The following is a 15,532-nucleotide window of genomic DNA, read 5'->3' on the forward strand; positions in this document are numbered from 1 at the left end:
GACGGTCATTCCGGATGAAGCGGCGTGATGCGCGGCCGGCCCGTGACCGGATGGCGATCGACGAGCGCGGCGACGCCGAACACGTCGCGCAGCAGCGCATCGGTCAGCACGTCGGACGGCGCGCCGGACGCGACGACGCGCCCGTGCGCGAGCACATGAAGCCGGTCGCAGTACGCGGCCGCGAGATTGAGGTCGTGAATCGTCGCGAGCGTGGCGATGCCGAGGCGCCGCACGCGCGCGAGCAGTTCGAGCTGGTGACGCAGGTCGAGGTGGTTGGTCGGCTCGTCGAGCAGTAGCAGCTCGGGCTGCTGGGCAAGTGCACGCGCCAGCAGCGCGCGCTGCTTCTCGCCGCCCGACAGCGACGCGAAGCGTTGCGCGCGGCGCTCGACGAGACCGACATCGCGCAACGCGGCCTCGACGATCCGGCGATCGTCGGCGCTCTCCGCATCGAATGCGCGCTGGTGCGGCGTACGCCCCATGCCGACCAGTTCGTCGACCGTCAGCCCGAAGTCGTCGGGCGTCTCCTGCAGCAGCACCGCAACGCGCTGCGCGAGCGCGCGCGGTCGCATCCGCCACACGTCCTGCGCATCGAGCGAGACGCGGCCCGCGTCGGGCCGCGCATAACGGAACACGCAGCGCAACAGGCTCGTCTTGCCGCTGCCGTTCGGGCCGACGAGACCGACGAACTCCCCTTCGGCGACGGTGAGCGTCACCGAGTCGAGCACGGCGAGCGCGCCGTCGGGCGACCAGCTCACGCGCTCGATATCGAGCATGTGCATCACGGGCGTCACGCTGCTCGTCATCGGAAGCGCATCGTCGCGACGAGCTCCGCCGCGCGCGACGGGGCGAGCAGCCATTGCTCGCCGCCGTTCGAGGTCGTCACCGCATAGGTGCGGTTCGCGAGGTTGCGCAGGTAGAGTGCCAACTCGGTGCGCGAGCTTGGCTGCCAGCGCAGCGACGCGTCGAACACCGTATACGACGGTACCTTGAGCCGGTTCGCATCGTCGCCGTACGTCGCGCCGACGTAGCGCACGCCCGCATTCGCCTGCCAGCGCTCGGCGAACGCCCAGCCGAGCCACAGGTTCGCCGTCTGCTGCGGCACGCCGGTCGGCACGTTGCCCGCACGCGATACCGTGGTAGCGCCCACTTGCTGGTCGAATTCGTCGTAACGCGCGTGCAGCAATGCGACGTTCGCATCGAGCGTCACGCCGTACGGCAGCCGTGCGCCGCCCGTCAGCTCGACACCGCGCGACGATTGCCGGCCGACCTGCCGGCGCAGCGCCGGATTGAACGGATCGGTGCTCAACAGGTTCCGCTTCGTGATCTCGTACGCGGCGAGCGTCCAGTATGCGCGGCCGCCGAACAGCGACTGCTTGACGCCCGCTTCCCATTGCTCGCCGGTCGCGAGCCGGTAGCCGATCTGCGAGGCCGACAACGTGACGAGCGAGCCGACACCCTCCGCGCCGGTCGTGTACTGCGCGTACGCGGTGAGCGCCGGCGCGATCTCGAACACGAAGCCGGTGCGCCAGCCGACGTTCGCGAAGCGCTTGTCGAAGCCCGCGCCGGTGGCCGCCTGCTCGCGGCTGAATGCAATGTGGTCGTAACGCAGCCCGCTCACCCACGCAAGCCGCGGCAGCACCTCGAGGCGGTTCTCCGCGAACATCGCGACCTGGTTCGCGCGCGTGCTGAACTGCGGCACCGTCGGATCGTCGCTCGCGAATACGCCGGGGTCGAAGCCGTGCGCGGGAACCGTCGATTTGCCGCCGTACGGCGCATTGTTGGTGCCGGTGAACGTGATGCGGCTGAACTCGGCGCCGACGACGAAACGGTTCGCGCGGCCGAACAGCGTGCCGTCGAACCGCGCGCTCAGCCGGTCGCCGAGCTGCCGCTGGTGGTGACCGATGTCGAGATAGTCGCCGCGCGTGACGCGCCCCGTGCCGGGATCGAGCGCATACGCTTCCGCGTTGCGCCAGTGGCGGTTCGACGTCAGGTAGTAGAGCTGATTGTCGATCGTCACGCCCGGTGCGGGGCGGTAGCGCGCGGACAGGCGCGTCCAATGGTCGTAGTACGCGATCGACGCATCGCCGACGTTGTAGTTCAGCTTGCGCAGCGACGGATCGAGCACGCCGTTCGGTGCGGGCACGCCGTAGTACGTCTGCGGCATCTGGCGGCCGTAGTCGTAATCGAGCGTCAGCGCGAAGCGCGGGCTCACGTCGAGCCTCAGCGCGCCGCCGAGCGCGCTCGTGTGCGTATCGGCCCGTTCCGCGAGGCCGTTCGCACGCGCATCGCTCACGTAGAAGCGGTACGACAGCTGCGGCCCGAGCGCGCCCGTCGTATCGAACGCGACGCGCTTCGCGCCGTCGGCGCCCACGCCGACCTGCAGCGTCGTCTCGCGCGTGCGCTGCGGCCGCTTCGGCACGACGTTGACGACGCCGCCGATCGCGCCCTCCCCGTACAGCACCGACGCGGGGCCGCGCAGCACCTCGATGCGCTCGACCGATCGCGTATCGAACGGAAACGTGATCGTGCCGGCCGCCGGCAAGAGCCGCACGCCGTCGAGCAGCGTCATCACCGATTCCTGCCCGCTGAAGCCGCGCACGCTCAATGCCGTGCCGCCCGTGCCGGGTGCCATCGCGCTCGCGAAACCCGCGGTGCGCGTCACCGCGTCGAGCACCGTGCGATCGCCGCGCGCGTCGATCATGTCGGCCGTGACCGTCTCGACGCTCGCGGGCGTGTCGAGGCTCGCGAGCCCGAGCCGCGAACCCGTTTCGAGCGGCTGCATGAGCGGGTCGGCCTCGGCCGCTGGCGCAGTGACGCTGATCGCCGGTAGCGCGTGCCGGTCCTCAGGCGCCGGCGTGACCGCTTCCGCGGCGAGCGCGCCGGAGCTCGCCACCGCACAACCCAGCAGCGTCGTGCACCCTCGTGCGGCACATGCGCGCCAGCCCCCGTGGTTGCGGTCCGATGCCGGATGGCGTCGGTCGCGCCGCGCCGGTCTGTTCCTGGTTTTCGTCACTTCGTATCGATCTTCGCGTGGCTTCGCCGCGATCAGCCATGCCCGACAAATCAGGCTGGCCCCGGCGAAAACGTCAGATGATACAATATATCACTTGAGTCGTCGGGATTTTGTCAGGTTGCGCGCGGGATGGCGGCGGTGCTGCCCGATGCACTCCGCGCGCGGCCCGATCGCGGGTAGCAACGCGCGGGCACCTCGGCGCCGCCGTCGCTCACCCGCCGACCTTGAACGCCGGAAGCTGCTGGGCCAGCCGCGCGCCCATTTCCGCGCCGAGCGCCTGCAGCGCATTGAACGGCCGGATCATCACCTCGAATTCGACGATCCGTCCGTCGACGTCGAAGGGGATCATGTCGATCCCCTTCAGCCGCTTGTCCCCGAGCGTCGCGCTGAATTCCAGCACGACGCTCGTGCCGTCGTCGGCGGCGAACTGGCGATGGTATTCGACGTTCTCCAGGATCGTGAGTACCGTGCGCAGCGCCAGCAGCAGCGCGGGCGCCGGTCCGTACGGCTTGAACGCCATCGGCGAGCGGAACACGGCGTCCGGATGGACGATCGTGTCGAGCTCGCCCAGATCCTTGCGCGCGATCATCGTGTGCCACCCAATTCATGCAACAACGCCATTCACGCGTGTGGCGCGCTCACGTCCTACTCGGTGCAGGCTCAATTCATCCAGGAGAAATCGATGACGACGATTCACACTTCGGGCGGCGAATTCGAGTTCGCCGTGTATGCCCCTTACAACTCGAGCCCAGGCGAACCCGTTGGCGGGCGCATCAACGTGGGCGTCGATACGGCACTCTGGTTCCGCGCGGACCTGGACAGCGACAACGTGCGGCTGGTCCAACTGATCCGGCCGCAGGGACAATGGATCAACGAGCGCGAACGGGCACGCGCGGCGAACGGCTGGTCGCTCGATTCCAACAGTCTGTCGCCCTGGTACGGCACCAATGATCTGGGCGTGCCCCGGCCAATCCGCGATCTGACGCCGAACATCACGCCGCAGTTGCGTGACTGGATCAAGCAGAACGGCATCCAGACCTTGTCAGGCGCAGGCTCGAGGCGCGGCAAGGGCTACCAGCGGGCGTGGATCGTCGATACGCCCCGGCACATGGCAGCGCGCGTCGGCGAACTGGTGCAGGTCCGGCTCGTGACGATCGCGGTGGATGTGCAGCACAGCGCCTATCTGGGCGGCGTGGCGTGGGGCTTCAATCTGTCGGAGCCGGGCGTGGTCACCGTGGCGCCAGCGAAGCTCGCATTCAAGGTGAATCCGGCGGGAGATTATCTGCAGGCGCTCGACAACTGGAACCAGCAGGCCGGCAACACGCCACTCGTGCTGCCAGCCTGAGCGAGACACCACGATTCGAGCGCGATCGCGGCAAGCCCAACGTGCTAATCGCCGTGCTGTCGGTCGATGCCGACGGGCTGAGGCCGGCGGCGGGCGGCCGGGCTCTGGCCGATGCGCTGCCGCGGGTGAGCCATAAGGTGCTGCGAGCCTGCGGCCATCCGTTGATGCTGGAGCGTCCGCGGGAAGTGGAGCGGGTGCTACTCACGCTGCTCGCCGAGCCTGGCTCGATGTCCTCGCGATACCGGGATTCGCGAAAACGATGAGGGCAATACGCGCCGCGAGCGCCTGAGAGCGCCAGTGGGCCTCGCGCAAACGTAACGCAAGCATTGCCGTAGCACCCAGTCCTGGCACCTGTCACATGACGGACCACTGCAATCGGCCGCGCCGAACTGGCACGAGGGTCATTCCGTCTCAGTGGGGGCACCGACGGTTTCCACACAGCCTCGGTCGGAAACAGCCGCTACGCAGCATCAACGACGATCACGCAAATGGTATGAGCCGGTGCCCCTTCGCGTGGCGGGCGCCGCTTCACCGTACCGCGCCTGCTACACGTCGGTCCACGCGCCGGCGCCCTGCTGATACTGGATCACGCCACTGTTGAACCGCACCCGCAGATTGCCGTCCGGCAACTGCACCCAGGTCGTCATATCGAGGCTCTGCATCAGTCCGACAAAGAAATCCCGCAGCTGCTGCGACTGGCTGGCCTGCCAGACGTCGATGCGCCCGAGGCATGCACGCAGGTTGCCGCTCGGCTGCATGATCGTGCCGACCTGTCCGGCCACGTTCGACGCCGGATCGTAGATCGGCGTACCGTCGCCGCTGACGATCGACAGATGGATCCCGCGCACTGACGCAGGCTGGCCCGGTGTCTGCTCGACGAGCGCGATGCAGCTCGTCATCGCGCCGAAATTGATTTCCGTCGCATCTCCCCAGATGCACTCGCCAACTGCCAGCGGCGCGGGACCCTGTACGTTCTGAATGATGTAGGGCATGAGTTCCTCACATGACTCGATGGGACTACCGGTAGCAGGGCCGCGACGTGTTCGGGAAAACGGACGTGCGTCGGTCCCGCCGCTCACACATCCCGCATCAGGCCTGGCGGCCCTGCGGGTCGTGTCGATTGATTCTTTGTCGCTGTGCACGCAAAAATCAATCGACCTGCGTTCACGGGCATGATTGCCCGGGACGTTCGGCATCGACGCGACAATGGACCCACCTGTCGGTGGCACCGTTATTTCTCCGCTCGTGCCCGAGAATCGGCGAGTTGGAAATCCGCACGTCGCTCACCTTCGCCTCGCGTCCCCAAGGACTTCCGTCGCCACCGGACGTGCAGCGGCGATGCGCCGCGGCGCCCGCGGGCGTGCACTACGCGCCCTTCTTGTCCAGCAGCGCCTGGTACTTCTGCAGGCTCTCGTCGATCTTGTCGAGCGCGACGCTCGCGGCCTCCCCTTCGATCGCTTCCGCGGCGCCCGCGACGATCGCCGCAGTCGCGACGAACAGGTCCGTCAACAGCAGGCCCATCGCATCCATCGCCATCCCGGGCACGTTCTCGTCGATGGTCTTCTGCGCCAGATCCTTCATCAGCACGCTCTTGCCCGCGATCGCCAGCGACGTCGACGCCTCGAAGTAGTTGGCCGCCGCCTGCGCGACCATGCCGCCCGCCTGCGTGATCAACATGTTCGGACCGACGGCGATCTGCGTCGTCGCGTAGGACGCCGCTTCCGCGTTGATCGCCTGCACGGTCTGCAGCGCGGAGCCGCCGCGCCCGGCCGCATCCGCGATCTGGTTCGGCGCCTTCAGCGCATCGGTGAGTCTGCGCAGCCGGTTGACCGGCCACGCGCGCGCGCCGACCTTCGGCGCTGCGGCGGCCGGCGCGACATCGGCCGGCGTCGCGGCTTCGGCTGCAGCGTCTTCGACATCGCGCGGCGTCTGCGGCGCGTCGTCGCCGCGCCCGCCCAACATGCCTTTCATGTTCATGGTTCAGGTATCCCGAGAGTCATCGCGTCCTAATGCGTGGAACCCGTCTGCGGCCCACCCGTCGCGGCATGCGGCACGCCGCCCGATGCGCCGCCGGACGTGCCCTTCGGTGATGCTTCGACGGACAGGATCATCGCCACCGCCTTCGACACGACGGCGTTCGAAATCTGGTTCAGCGCCGCCTGCTGCTGCGTCATGTTCTGTGCCGAGATGCCGACGGCCTGGCTGAACATCTGATAAAGCATGCCCAGCGCCTGTGCCGGCGATCCCGCCACGACGTTGACATTGGTCTGCGTCAACGCGTCGGTAACCTGCTCATTGACTTTGTCTGCCACGAGGCCTCCTCGGATCTCGGCTCCGGCATGCGATTGAAGGAACGGGCGGGCCATCGACGCCGCGTATGCCGTTAGGAACGCTGCGTCCCTGCGTTCGTGAACTCGCTCAAGCGAGTTCCGCGCGCAACTTCTTGCGCAGCAGCTCGACGCGCTTTCTGGCAAGCGGTTCGTTGATCCCGAGCATCGCCGCGATATGCGGATAGGGCTGGTCCTCCTCGAACTTCAGCGTGAATAGCACCTGCTGCTGCGGCGGAAGCATGGACAGCGCCTGTTCGAGACGCAGCAACTGCTGCCGCAGCAGTAGCTGCTGCTCCACCGACGGTGCATGGCCAGCCAGCTCGGCGGTGTGATCGTCGTCCCAGTTCGAGTCGAATTCGAGCATGCCGTTTTCGCGCTGACGGTGGCGCGCGCCAGAGAGGAACGCGTGGTTCAGCGCCAGAAAGAGAAAGCCGGCCAGGTTCCGAACGCGCTCGGGCGAACGCTGCAGGTAAATGTGAACCTTGAGTGCGGTATCCGAAAGCAGTTCGTCAGCACGGTGAATATCACCCTTGCACAAGAGGCGCGCCCGCCGTCGCAACTTCCCCTGCATTTCACGCCACGTGTGATCGAGCTGCTGCGCCTGTGACGCTGCCGGCGAGGCAGCATGCTGGTTCGAGGTTGTCATCCCGTGCCCTCCTTTTTTATGGAAAGCACAGAATCGATTTGATCCTGAGAATGACGCTGTTACCCGCGTAACACCATTATCAAGATAATCGTTTTGGTCAATTTTCTTGATTATTATGAACGGAAATTATTGACTCCCGGGCGCAGCCCGTTCCGTCGTGTCAGGCGCTCCGTCGGGCGTAAATAACGGCATTTCCATGAAAAAAGAACGACTGCCGCCGCGATGAGTTCGCGCGCCCTCACGCCGCTATCCATATCGGTCGACCGAGCGTCCTTGCCGTCGAAGTGGCGTCACATCTGGACTGCTCGCCGATTATTTCGCTCTCTTCATTATTTTTTTCACGCAGTGCCAGAGGCAGCGTTTTCCGCTAGGTGGCCGCATCGTCAAACAACCTCGCACCGAAAACATGCCTGCCCTTGCTAACGCCCGAACGCTGCGCAACATACCGATACTCACGGATCTCCCGGAAAGCCTGCTCGCTCACATCGAGCGGCATGTCACGCACTGGCCCGAACTCGGCAACCGCATGTTGTTCTTCAAGGGCGATCCGGAAGATTTCGTCGCCTTCGTGCACCGTGGCCGCGTCTACAAGACACTGCACGAACCCGGCGGACGCGAAATCATTCTCGGCCACTCGATGCCGGGCGAACTGATCGGCGAAAGCACGCTACTTCGCGCACACCGGCGCAGCTTCACCGCTCAGTTGAGCCCCGACTGCCGCATTTCGCTGCTGCATCGCCAGTACTTCGCACCGCTGCGGGCCAACGCGGATTTCATGGAGCGCATCTACGAGCAACTGTGCCTGCACATCCATCAGCTCAGCGACTTCGCCGAGTCGGCGTGCCTGTACCGTCTCGAAGCAAGGCTCGCGCGCCATCTGCTGAACCGCATGCAAGGGAACGATCTCGAGGTGCCGCTGCCGGAGAGTCAGAGCATCCTGGCCGCGATGCTCAACGTCAGCCGTCCGCGACTGAACGGCACCCTGCAGAAGATGCAGCGCGACGGGCTGATCCGGCTTCACGAACACGGCGTGACGATCGAGCAACCGGAGCGGCTCCGGTACATCGCCGACGCAAATTGATGCCTCGGCACGCACGTGTGTCGTGCGGCGCCGCAGCGCCGGGAGGTTGCGCGCCGGGTTGCGCGGCGCGCGGTGAAGGTCAGCCGCGCCAGTGGCCGATGGCGTTCATCAACTGCGCGACGGCAGCCAGTTGCGACACAAAGCTGTCGTTCGCCGATCGCGCCGCGGTGGCCACCGCCACCGGCGAGCCGGCATAGAGCTGCATGATGCCGACGGTCGTGGCGGCGAGGTTGGATGCCGCCTGATTCGCCTGCATCTGCACCGCGTTGTGAAGCAGGATCGCGGACGCATGGCTGTTCGACTGCATGAGTGTGCCCAGGGCCACGGAGGGCGCTTCACCCACCACCTTGACGTTGGCTTGCGTGACCGCATCGGCAATCGCGGCGGAGGCCTGTTCCGGCATGTCGTTACTCCTGTTTTGCTCGCCGCCGCGACGCAGTCGGCGCGGTCACGGCGAAAGCATGAGTGGGTCGGTCGGCGAAGCGCGCCGCGCGACCGGCGATGCGACGCGGGCGCCCGCCGTCGCGGGTGTCGGCACGACATCGGGCGCCGAGCGGCCGCCACCGTGACCGGGGCCGCCGCCCGGCGCCGACGCCGGGTTACGCGTCAGGCGAGCGCCTTGCCGATCGCGAGCACGTCAGCCAGCACGGAGAGCACGCCGTTCGAGCCGATTTCCGTGGCGGCCGCGCCCGCGCTTGCCGGTCCGAGCGTGTAGAGCTGCATCGTCCCCACGTTCGTCGAGGTCGGCAGCTGCACCGCGGACTGCGACTGCTGCTGCACGGCGTTCTCGAACAACACGCTGAGCGAATGGCTCTGGGCCTGGTACAGCGAGCCCGTCGCCATCGCGGGCGCTTCGCCCACCACCTTGACGTTGGTCTGCGTGACCGCGTCCGTGATCGCGGCATTGACCGCGCAGGTCTTGCAGTCGCAGGGGTCCTTCGAATCGTCGGCGGTCGCATTTGCGTCGTTTGCCATCGTATTTCTCCTGATTTGCGAACGGGCGCCGCATCGAATCGGCTCGGCCCGTTCTGTCGGTTGCTCCGGAACGCCGCGCGGCACCGCTGCTCAGGTACCGGCGGCCGTGCTGCGGATCCGCGGCGCGGCGGGCGTATTGGCGGCTCGTGCCGCTTGCGCCGCCGCTCGACCACGGCATTGCGACGGCGCCTTAGGTGCCCTTCACCGCCTTCCCGATCGCGATCACGTCGGCCAGCAGCGCGATGATCCCGTTCGCGCCGATTTCCGTGGCGGCCGCGCCCGCGCTTTCCGGCCCGATCGTGTAGAGCTGCATCGTCCCCACGTTCGTCGACGTCTGCGACTGGATCGCGGCCTGCGACTGCTGCTGCACCGCGTTCTCGAACAGGATGCTGAGCGAATGGCTCTGGGCCTGGTACAGCGAGCCCATCGCCATTGCCGGCGCTTCGGCGACCACCTTGACGTTGACCTGCGTGACCGCATCGGTAATCGCGGGATTGACCTGGCACACCTGACACGAATGAGTCATTTGCTGCTCCTTGGTTCACGTAGTTGAGAGGTCGCACATCGGGGCCGGCCGTTTTTCGCGTTCAGCCGCATGACCCGCGTGCTACTGCATGGACGCTGGGCCCGGGGTGTCGTGAACGACCGCGGCGGCGGCATCCGGCGCCGTCGATTCGGACAGTTCGGTCGAACAGGCGCCGAGGCTTTGCAGCCGGTCGTATATCGCATCGAGCCGTGCGGCAAGCGAGTCGACGTATTGCCGGAAGCATGCTTCGATTTCCTGACGGATGAGACTCGTCAGCTGTTCACCGATCATCGCCAGCGCCTGACGGGTGCTGTCCTGGATGTCGGCCTCGCCGGATGCCTGAGCGTCGTCCGCAGACTCGTGCGCATCGAGCACCCCGGACACCTTCCGCTGTTCCGACGCCAGCATGCCGAGCGTCGTCTCGTTCTGCGCGTCGATTGTCTGCAGGATGCCGCGCATCTTCTCGTATGCCTTCTGCTGATTGAGCTGCAGGAAATGCTTGATTTGCTCGCGCGCCTCCTGCCGGGTTTTCAACTGCAATGGCGGGTTCGTGGCGTGCGCCTGGGCGGCCGTGCCTGGAGCAGGCGCCGGGTGGTCGGCATGCCTGCTCGGCAGCCGCTCCAGCAGCGCCTGTTCTTCACCCGGCGCGAGGGGCCGTCCCAACCGCTTCTCTGCGAACTGTCGCAGTAGCGGGTCAAGTGCTTCGTTGCTCATGGCTCACACCTCCTCGATGTCCGCCCGCGACGCCGGTGCGTGCGGATCGGGTTCGGACAGAAGCGGCACCGACGTGCCTGCGTCGGAGTACTGCAACGGATATCGCATGATGTTCTCCCGGCAATGGATGCGCGACGGCCTTGCCGGAAATTCGGCAGGACCGCTGCAGGGACGAACCATGTGGAGGGTCTGTGAAATCAGTGGTCGCCGCGCGCCGGCTGCAGGTGTCGGATATCCGCCGTCGCAAGCGTCAGAACTGCGCGTGGAACCGTTCATCGATACGTCGGCCGAGCGTCCGGCCTGATGGCTCCTCGACAACCTGCCCGACGAAGGGATTCGCGCGTCGCCCGCGCGCGAGCGGCGAAGAGCGATTCCCGGGGCGCGTGTGGGTGCGTTCGCGTACTTCGGGCGCGGATTGGCCCGCACACCCATGCCGCTGGCCGATCACTTGCAGGAAGCACCCGGCGCGCCTGTAATCGCTTTCGCTCGACGAACCCGAACGCCGTGGCGATGCCCGAGCGAATACTGACGCCCGCCTCATCCAGCACATGTCGGCGGCGGACGCGCAGCGGCAGTTGCTGCTCACGTGCAATAAGCTGTTGCCGGACTACGGTGCGGACTTCCGCTGCGAATCGAAAGGAAGACTATCGAGACCAGCGCCAGAGGGATGACATGAAAATCAACAATGCGATGTATGCTGAAATGCGGAACGGTGGAGACTCGTGTACCGGACCGCCGGACGTCTGGCTCCTCAGATTCCACATTTATTGCCGCGGCTCTTGAAGGCTGGCTTTGCTCCCTCGAAGATATTCACTACCTTTTAAAGAACCTCGGGGTTTTCATTTAGACATATATAAATTCAACCAAATCACTATCCGGATTAAAATCCACCCTCATAAAGGCCTTCGCGTCGTAAAACCAACGATCGATACCGTCATGAACAGGCCACAACCTATCTGGCTTCCCCAAAACACGAATGACCTCATCTTTCGTGTAACCGATCCCGACTCCACGAACATCACCCGAAAACGGGCTCCTGATACGAACAGAATACACCTTTCCATTCTCGGAAAAAGCCGTTATCGCGCCGTCAGCCCGCTCAATCACATTTACCGTTTTCGCCCCGATCTTCTTGGGTTGCGGGGAGGCATTGAGTAGCGATGCCGCAGCAGCCTCCGTTTCACCAGACAGAGGATAATCCATCTTCATTCCTTAAAAATCACAATCCAAGCCATCAAGCCAAATCTTTATCTTTCAATGCATCCAGAAATTCCGAGAATGAATCAAACAGTAGCGTTATGTTATCGAAGCTGCTTAATGTTGGATCTTCCGCAGGCTCCGCACCCTCATGATTCCAAAAATATACCTTCCCATTGCGATCCGGATTTCGATCGCAATCCAACAGGTACAAGTTTCCGCCCGGATCATCAGCTATAGGCACGAAGCCAACCGGAATATATTCGTCCAGATTTTCCATCTGCGCAGGAATATGCCGATTCTTGCTGGGCGAAAGAGTTGAAAAATAGGAAACCAACAACGGACCCAACGGGGTGTCCTGAAGATAGCCTTCATTGAAGCAACCGCCGTTGTACTGTTGCAAGAAAGCCTTATAGGCTGCTGGACACATCAGCTCGTGCGACGAAAAAAACTCATCAATCGCATCGTCGGCAGCACCGTCGTACCGCACTGACGAATGGCTATGTGTTGAATACGTCAACGCTCTCATGTGCTTTCACCATCAAATATCCAGTTCTGCGGATCCCTACCCGCCACCACCGACGGACACACCGCCAGCATGAGGGAAACCACCTTCGGCAACATTGTGAATCGATTGTGGTACTAACTGCATTGTCTTGCCGTCTTCCACATGGTGCCACGTAAATCCATCGGGCGGATCGCTTCCTGTCAGTCCGATCTTCTCGTTGGCCTTTCTGAAGTCGCTCGTATGGTTAAACTGCATATCGTCGATCTTGACCGACTCGGTAGCGTGCGGTGAGAAATCGGGGAATCCTTCCTTGTTGTAAGTGACCTGCACGCCATCCTTGCGGATGTATGTGACCGATCCATCTTCGTGGGTGACAATTTTCCCGCCCTTCTTGACCCAGCTATTCCAGTTTGGCGGGTACTTCCAGGCTCCTCCTGAAGGCTTGACTCGAATCCCATCTCCAGAAATATCCGCCAACGCGTCGAATTCGCTCTTGGGGACAACCGGAGCGTTGGTCCCCGCCGCGTCACCCGCCGCCTTCGTACCTGCAGTCGTCGCATCGTCGCCAACGGCTCCTCGACCCAATTGCGACTCACCCGCGGTATCCGCAGCCTTTGCAGCGTTCGCGGCTTCTCCCGTTCGACCTGCTGCGCTTGTCGCTTCAGCCGTCTCCCCCATCTTGCCAGCGACAGTCGTGGCGTCGCCGACTTTTCCAGCCACACTCGCTGTCTCTCCAATCTTACCGCCAACGTTAGCCGCCTCTCCGACCTTGCCAGCCACATTCGCCGCTTCGCCAGCCTTGCCGGCTACGCCGACACCACCGACAAACAAACCGCCGATGTCGACCGCGCCGCGCCCCAGCGCCTCGCCATAGTTGCCCTGGCTCCACGCCTCCATATACGGCTTGGTGATGCCATCAACAATCGCCCCAGGATGATCGTAGATTGCCTGCGCCGTCTTTCCGGCAGAATCGACGGTCTGGGAGTATCCATGATAGTCATATAGCCCCGTCAGGTCGGACAAGCCTTCGGCAGCCTGCGACACCGGCGACAACTTGGCCGCTCCGACTGCCAGTCCACCCAAACCCTTCGCCATATCCCACACCGCGCCGCCGGCCCCTTTGAAGAACCCACCGACTTGATGCATCACACCCTTGTCGGGTGGCGGATTGGCGTCCCCCACGACGTTTCCGTTCGCATCAACCGAACTTCCCGGCGCAGGTGCCGTCACGTAGGTTCCCGTACAGTTGCCGGAGTTCATCGTGCAGGGGTCGCCATCCCGTATCACGGGATGGCCGCCCGCTCGAACTGTCGTGCTGCCTCGCGTTGGCTTGGTCTCGCCTCCCACCGTGCCGGAACCGACACCAGTGGCCGAACCCGCCTCGTCACCCGTGCACGTCGGGACCACGCTCTGATCGAGCACGTAAGCCGGCTTACCGTTGAATCTCACGGTCGGCACGATGCCGGCTGAGCCACTCAGATCCGAAACGATCTGATAGGGCACCGGAGGCGTCGAACTGCCCATCGGCGTCTTGCAAACGTCGGGCGTGCTACTCACCGCTTTGAAACTGCCATCCTGTCTCGATGCAATCCGGTTTCCCGTTGAGAAATGATCGGACGGCTGTGCCTTTTCCTCCGGCTTGTAGACGCCGGTCTCGAAGCGCCTCTGAACCGACTTCGCCGCCTCGTCAAATATGTCTCGCAGGTCAGGACGATCGCTCCACGGGTTCTGTGTATTCCATAGCGAATCCAGATTGTTCACTGCGTCGCGGGCCTGCTCGACACTCTGGATGTTGAAGTGCTCACGGAAAACGTCACCAGCGTCCCCAGTGACCGTAATTTCCAGCGGCTCAGCCATGTTGCGCCCCCGCCCGTCCGATCGAGTCTTCCGTCGAACGCGCAACAATGCGCTCCATGTCAGTCCGGTCGACGAACCTTGCTTCAAAGCGCTGCGCGCGCACCGATTTCATCAGCGTTGCGCGCCAAATCATTGTCACCTCCGGCTTCGACACGTCCGAAAGATCCACTGACAGCGTATCGAGTAGAAGCGGTGCGAACTTTAGCGAATGCTCGGTATATATCCACCCCATCGACAAATGGCCTGGCAAAGTCATACGCATGACCGTGTTGCCCTGTTCGTCTGGCTTCGAGCCCGGGGTACCGGCAGGAACAAGATTCTTCAGCACGAGTGTCTCATTGCCCATGAGATGCTGCACCTGCATCGCCGAATGCGCGCCGTTCCAGTAGCCGAACTGAAAATCTTCGGGCAAGCCCGGATGACGCGCTTCGAGCCACCGATCGTCGTAGGTACCGGCAAGCCCCCGCCTTGATCGCCACGCTTTACCAACAATGCCGAAACCGACGGGTTGCAACAATGGCGATGCCTGACCATTCGAGGCATCAAGCCACACCTGTACGGAAACGGGTTCGCCACTGGGTTCGATCTGCGGCGCTGCTACCTTCTCTGGCCTGACCGCCTTCATATACCAGGACTCCGCAAACCCTAGACCGATCGGATTGTCTTCGCAAATCGTATGCGCGATCGGAACACGCTCTTGATCCGGATGTGCGGCCCGCTGCGTGTCATCAAGGCGAGATGCGTTCGGCACACGTTTCTCGGCCGGATTCCCCGCATCGACTCGACATTGCCCTCCCCACGCGAACTCGTAGCGAATAGGTAACTGCGTGATGGGCTCCGCCACCGTCAGTTCCCAATCCAGGGGGCGCACTATCCCGAGCGTACCGACCTTCACAAGTCGATTCATGCATCTAACAAGTAGCGACCGCCGAGCAAAGTATCTTCGGCCGTGTACCGATAGTCTGCGATCGAGCAACACTTTCGTCGTCAGCACGCCCGCATCTTCACTGGATCGAACAGGCGCGGACACAATCTGGACGCCAACCATGAAGCGCGACAACGGTCGACCCTGCGGTGCATAGGCCGCCCCGTTGATCAGAACGTCGCAAGACGGTTTATACGGAGCGAGGTCGCTTTCCTCCGCCACGCTGGACTGATTCGCCTCACCGTGGAAACGATCGGACGTTGCGAGAGGTTTCTGAGTTTGCGCCAGTATCAGCGAACCGTTTCGCAGTTCGAAGGTCTGCCGCAAGACGACTGTATGGAACGACGCGCCATCCGGCGTAAACGACTCGAACGCTAGCGCGGGGAAAGGCGTGTAATTGGAGAATTCCATCGCT

Annotated in this window: 19 protein-coding genes; 4 read left to right on the forward strand and 15 right to left on the reverse strand. The window is 63.8% G+C overall.

Annotated features, from left to right (window positions below; genetic code table 11):
• Positions 1-5 precede the first annotated feature (5 nt).
• The 3 genes from DIE22_RS14625 to DIE22_RS14635 all read right to left on the reverse strand — a co-directional run bounded on the left by DIE22_RS14625 (position 6) and on the right by DIE22_RS14635 (position 3,602).
• On the reverse strand, positions 6-803 hold the full coding sequence (locus DIE22_RS14625; RefSeq protein WP_260426675.1) for an ABC transporter ATP-binding protein: 798 nt from the start codon (positions 801-803) through the stop codon (positions 6-8).
• Positions 800-2,893, reverse strand: a complete 2,094-nt coding sequence (locus tag DIE22_RS14630; RefSeq protein ID WP_124605384.1) for a TonB-dependent siderophore receptor — start codon at positions 2,891-2,893, stop codon at positions 800-802. Before DIE22_RS14630 ends, DIE22_RS14625 begins: the two co-directional genes overlap by 4 nt.
• A gap of 331 nt (positions 2,894-3,224) precedes the next feature.
• Positions 3,225-3,602 carry a nuclear transport factor 2 family protein gene (locus tag DIE22_RS14635; RefSeq protein WP_124605385.1) on the reverse strand — a complete coding sequence of 126 codons (378 nt, stop codon included), beginning with the start codon at positions 3,600-3,602 and terminating at the stop codon, positions 3,225-3,227.
• A 93-nt stretch (positions 3,603-3,695) separates the two neighbouring features.
• On the opposite strand from DIE22_RS14635, the gene DIE22_RS14640 reads away from it, so the two are divergent.
• Positions 3,696-4,358 (forward strand): hypothetical protein, encoded by a 663-nt coding sequence (locus DIE22_RS14640; protein WP_124500977.1) that lies wholly within the window; start codon positions 3,696-3,698, stop codon positions 4,356-4,358.
• A gap of 41 nt (positions 4,359-4,399) precedes the next feature.
• Entirely contained in the window at positions 4,400-4,621 is a 222-nt protein-coding gene (locus tag DIE22_RS38750) for an alpha/beta fold hydrolase (RefSeq protein WP_260426676.1), read from the forward strand.
• 282 nt (positions 4,622-4,903) lie between these two features.
• Here DIE22_RS38750 and DIE22_RS14650 read toward each other — a convergent pair whose 3' ends face one another.
• The 4 genes from DIE22_RS14650 to DIE22_RS14665 all read right to left on the reverse strand — a co-directional run bounded on the left by DIE22_RS14650 (position 4,904) and on the right by DIE22_RS14665 (position 7,334).
• Positions 4,904-5,350 (reverse strand): hypothetical protein, encoded by a 447-nt coding sequence (locus tag DIE22_RS14650; protein ID WP_124500978.1) that lies wholly within the window; start codon positions 5,348-5,350, stop codon positions 4,904-4,906.
• Positions 5,351-5,723: 373 nt separating this feature from the next.
• Positions 5,724-6,335 carry a hypothetical protein gene (locus DIE22_RS14655; protein ID WP_124500979.1) on the reverse strand — a complete coding sequence of 204 codons (612 nt, stop codon included), beginning with the start codon at positions 6,333-6,335 and terminating at the stop codon, positions 5,724-5,726.
• A 29-nt stretch (positions 6,336-6,364) separates the two neighbouring features.
• On the reverse strand, positions 6,365-6,670 hold the full coding sequence (locus DIE22_RS14660; RefSeq protein ID WP_124501010.1) for a RebB family R body protein: 306 nt from the start codon (positions 6,668-6,670) through the stop codon (positions 6,365-6,367).
• Between the two features lie 106 nt (positions 6,671-6,776).
• Positions 6,777-7,334: an RNA polymerase sigma factor gene (locus tag DIE22_RS14665; protein WP_124500980.1), complete on the reverse strand. Its 558-nt coding sequence runs from the start codon at positions 7,332-7,334 to the stop codon at positions 6,777-6,779.
• A 406-nt stretch (positions 7,335-7,740) separates the two neighbouring features.
• Here DIE22_RS14665 and DIE22_RS14670 point away from each other — a divergent pair, with 406 nt between their 5' ends.
• Positions 7,741-8,415, forward strand: coding sequence for a Crp/Fnr family transcriptional regulator (locus tag DIE22_RS14670; RefSeq protein WP_124605386.1), 675 nt, complete (start codon positions 7,741-7,743; stop codon positions 8,413-8,415).
• A 79-nt stretch (positions 8,416-8,494) separates the two neighbouring features.
• On the opposite strand, the gene DIE22_RS14675 is transcribed toward DIE22_RS14670, so the two are convergent.
• The 4 genes from DIE22_RS14675 to DIE22_RS14690 all read right to left on the reverse strand — a co-directional run bounded on the left by DIE22_RS14675 (position 8,495) and on the right by DIE22_RS14690 (position 10,630).
• Positions 8,495-8,818 carry a RebB family R body protein gene (locus DIE22_RS14675; protein WP_124500982.1) on the reverse strand — a complete coding sequence of 108 codons (324 nt, stop codon included), beginning with the start codon at positions 8,816-8,818 and terminating at the stop codon, positions 8,495-8,497.
• A gap of 203 nt (positions 8,819-9,021) precedes the next feature.
• Entirely contained in the window at positions 9,022-9,390 is a 369-nt protein-coding gene (locus DIE22_RS14680; protein ID WP_124500983.1) for a RebB family R body protein, read from the reverse strand.
• Positions 9,391-9,580: 190 nt separating this feature from the next.
• Positions 9,581-9,916, reverse strand: coding sequence for a RebB family R body protein (locus tag DIE22_RS14685; RefSeq protein WP_124500984.1), 336 nt, complete (start codon positions 9,914-9,916; stop codon positions 9,581-9,583).
• A gap of 81 nt (positions 9,917-9,997) precedes the next feature.
• A complete protein-coding gene (locus DIE22_RS14690; protein ID WP_124500985.1) occupies positions 9,998-10,630 on the reverse strand; it encodes a hypothetical protein in 633 nt (210 codons plus the stop codon).
• 106 nt (positions 10,631-10,736) lie between these two features.
• Between DIE22_RS14690 and DIE22_RS14695 the strand changes: the two genes are divergently transcribed.
• Entirely contained in the window at positions 10,737-10,934 is a 198-nt protein-coding gene (locus DIE22_RS14695; RefSeq protein WP_124500986.1) for a hypothetical protein, read from the forward strand.
• Positions 10,935-11,473: 539 nt separating this feature from the next.
• Here the strand turns inward: DIE22_RS14695 and DIE22_RS14700 are convergent.
• The 4 genes from DIE22_RS14700 to DIE22_RS14715 are packed head-to-tail and all read right to left on the reverse strand — an operon-like array spanning position 11,474 to position 15,528.
• Positions 11,474-11,833, reverse strand: a complete 360-nt coding sequence (locus tag DIE22_RS14700) for a hypothetical protein (protein WP_124605387.1) — start codon at positions 11,831-11,833, stop codon at positions 11,474-11,476.
• Between the two features lie 31 nt (positions 11,834-11,864).
• The gene (locus DIE22_RS14705; RefSeq protein ID WP_124605388.1) at positions 11,865-12,356 is read right to left on the reverse strand and encodes an SMI1/KNR4 family protein; all 492 of its coding nucleotides are present in this window, start codon (positions 12,354-12,356) and stop codon (positions 11,865-11,867) included.
• 36 nt (positions 12,357-12,392) lie between these two features.
• A complete protein-coding gene (locus DIE22_RS39195; RefSeq protein ID WP_124605389.1) occupies positions 12,393-14,192 on the reverse strand; it encodes a PAAR-like domain-containing protein in 1,800 nt (599 codons plus the stop codon).
• The gene (locus tag DIE22_RS14715; RefSeq protein ID WP_124605390.1) at positions 14,185-15,528 is read right to left on the reverse strand and encodes a DUF2169 domain-containing protein; all 1,344 of its coding nucleotides are present in this window, start codon (positions 15,526-15,528) and stop codon (positions 14,185-14,187) included. Before DIE22_RS14715 ends, DIE22_RS39195 begins: the two co-directional genes overlap by 8 nt.
• Positions 15,529-15,532: the final 4 nt, after the last annotated feature.

The organism is Burkholderia sp. Bp9142 (assembly GCF_003853415.1).
Taxonomy (GTDB): Bacteria; Pseudomonadota; Gammaproteobacteria; order Burkholderiales; family Burkholderiaceae; genus Burkholderia.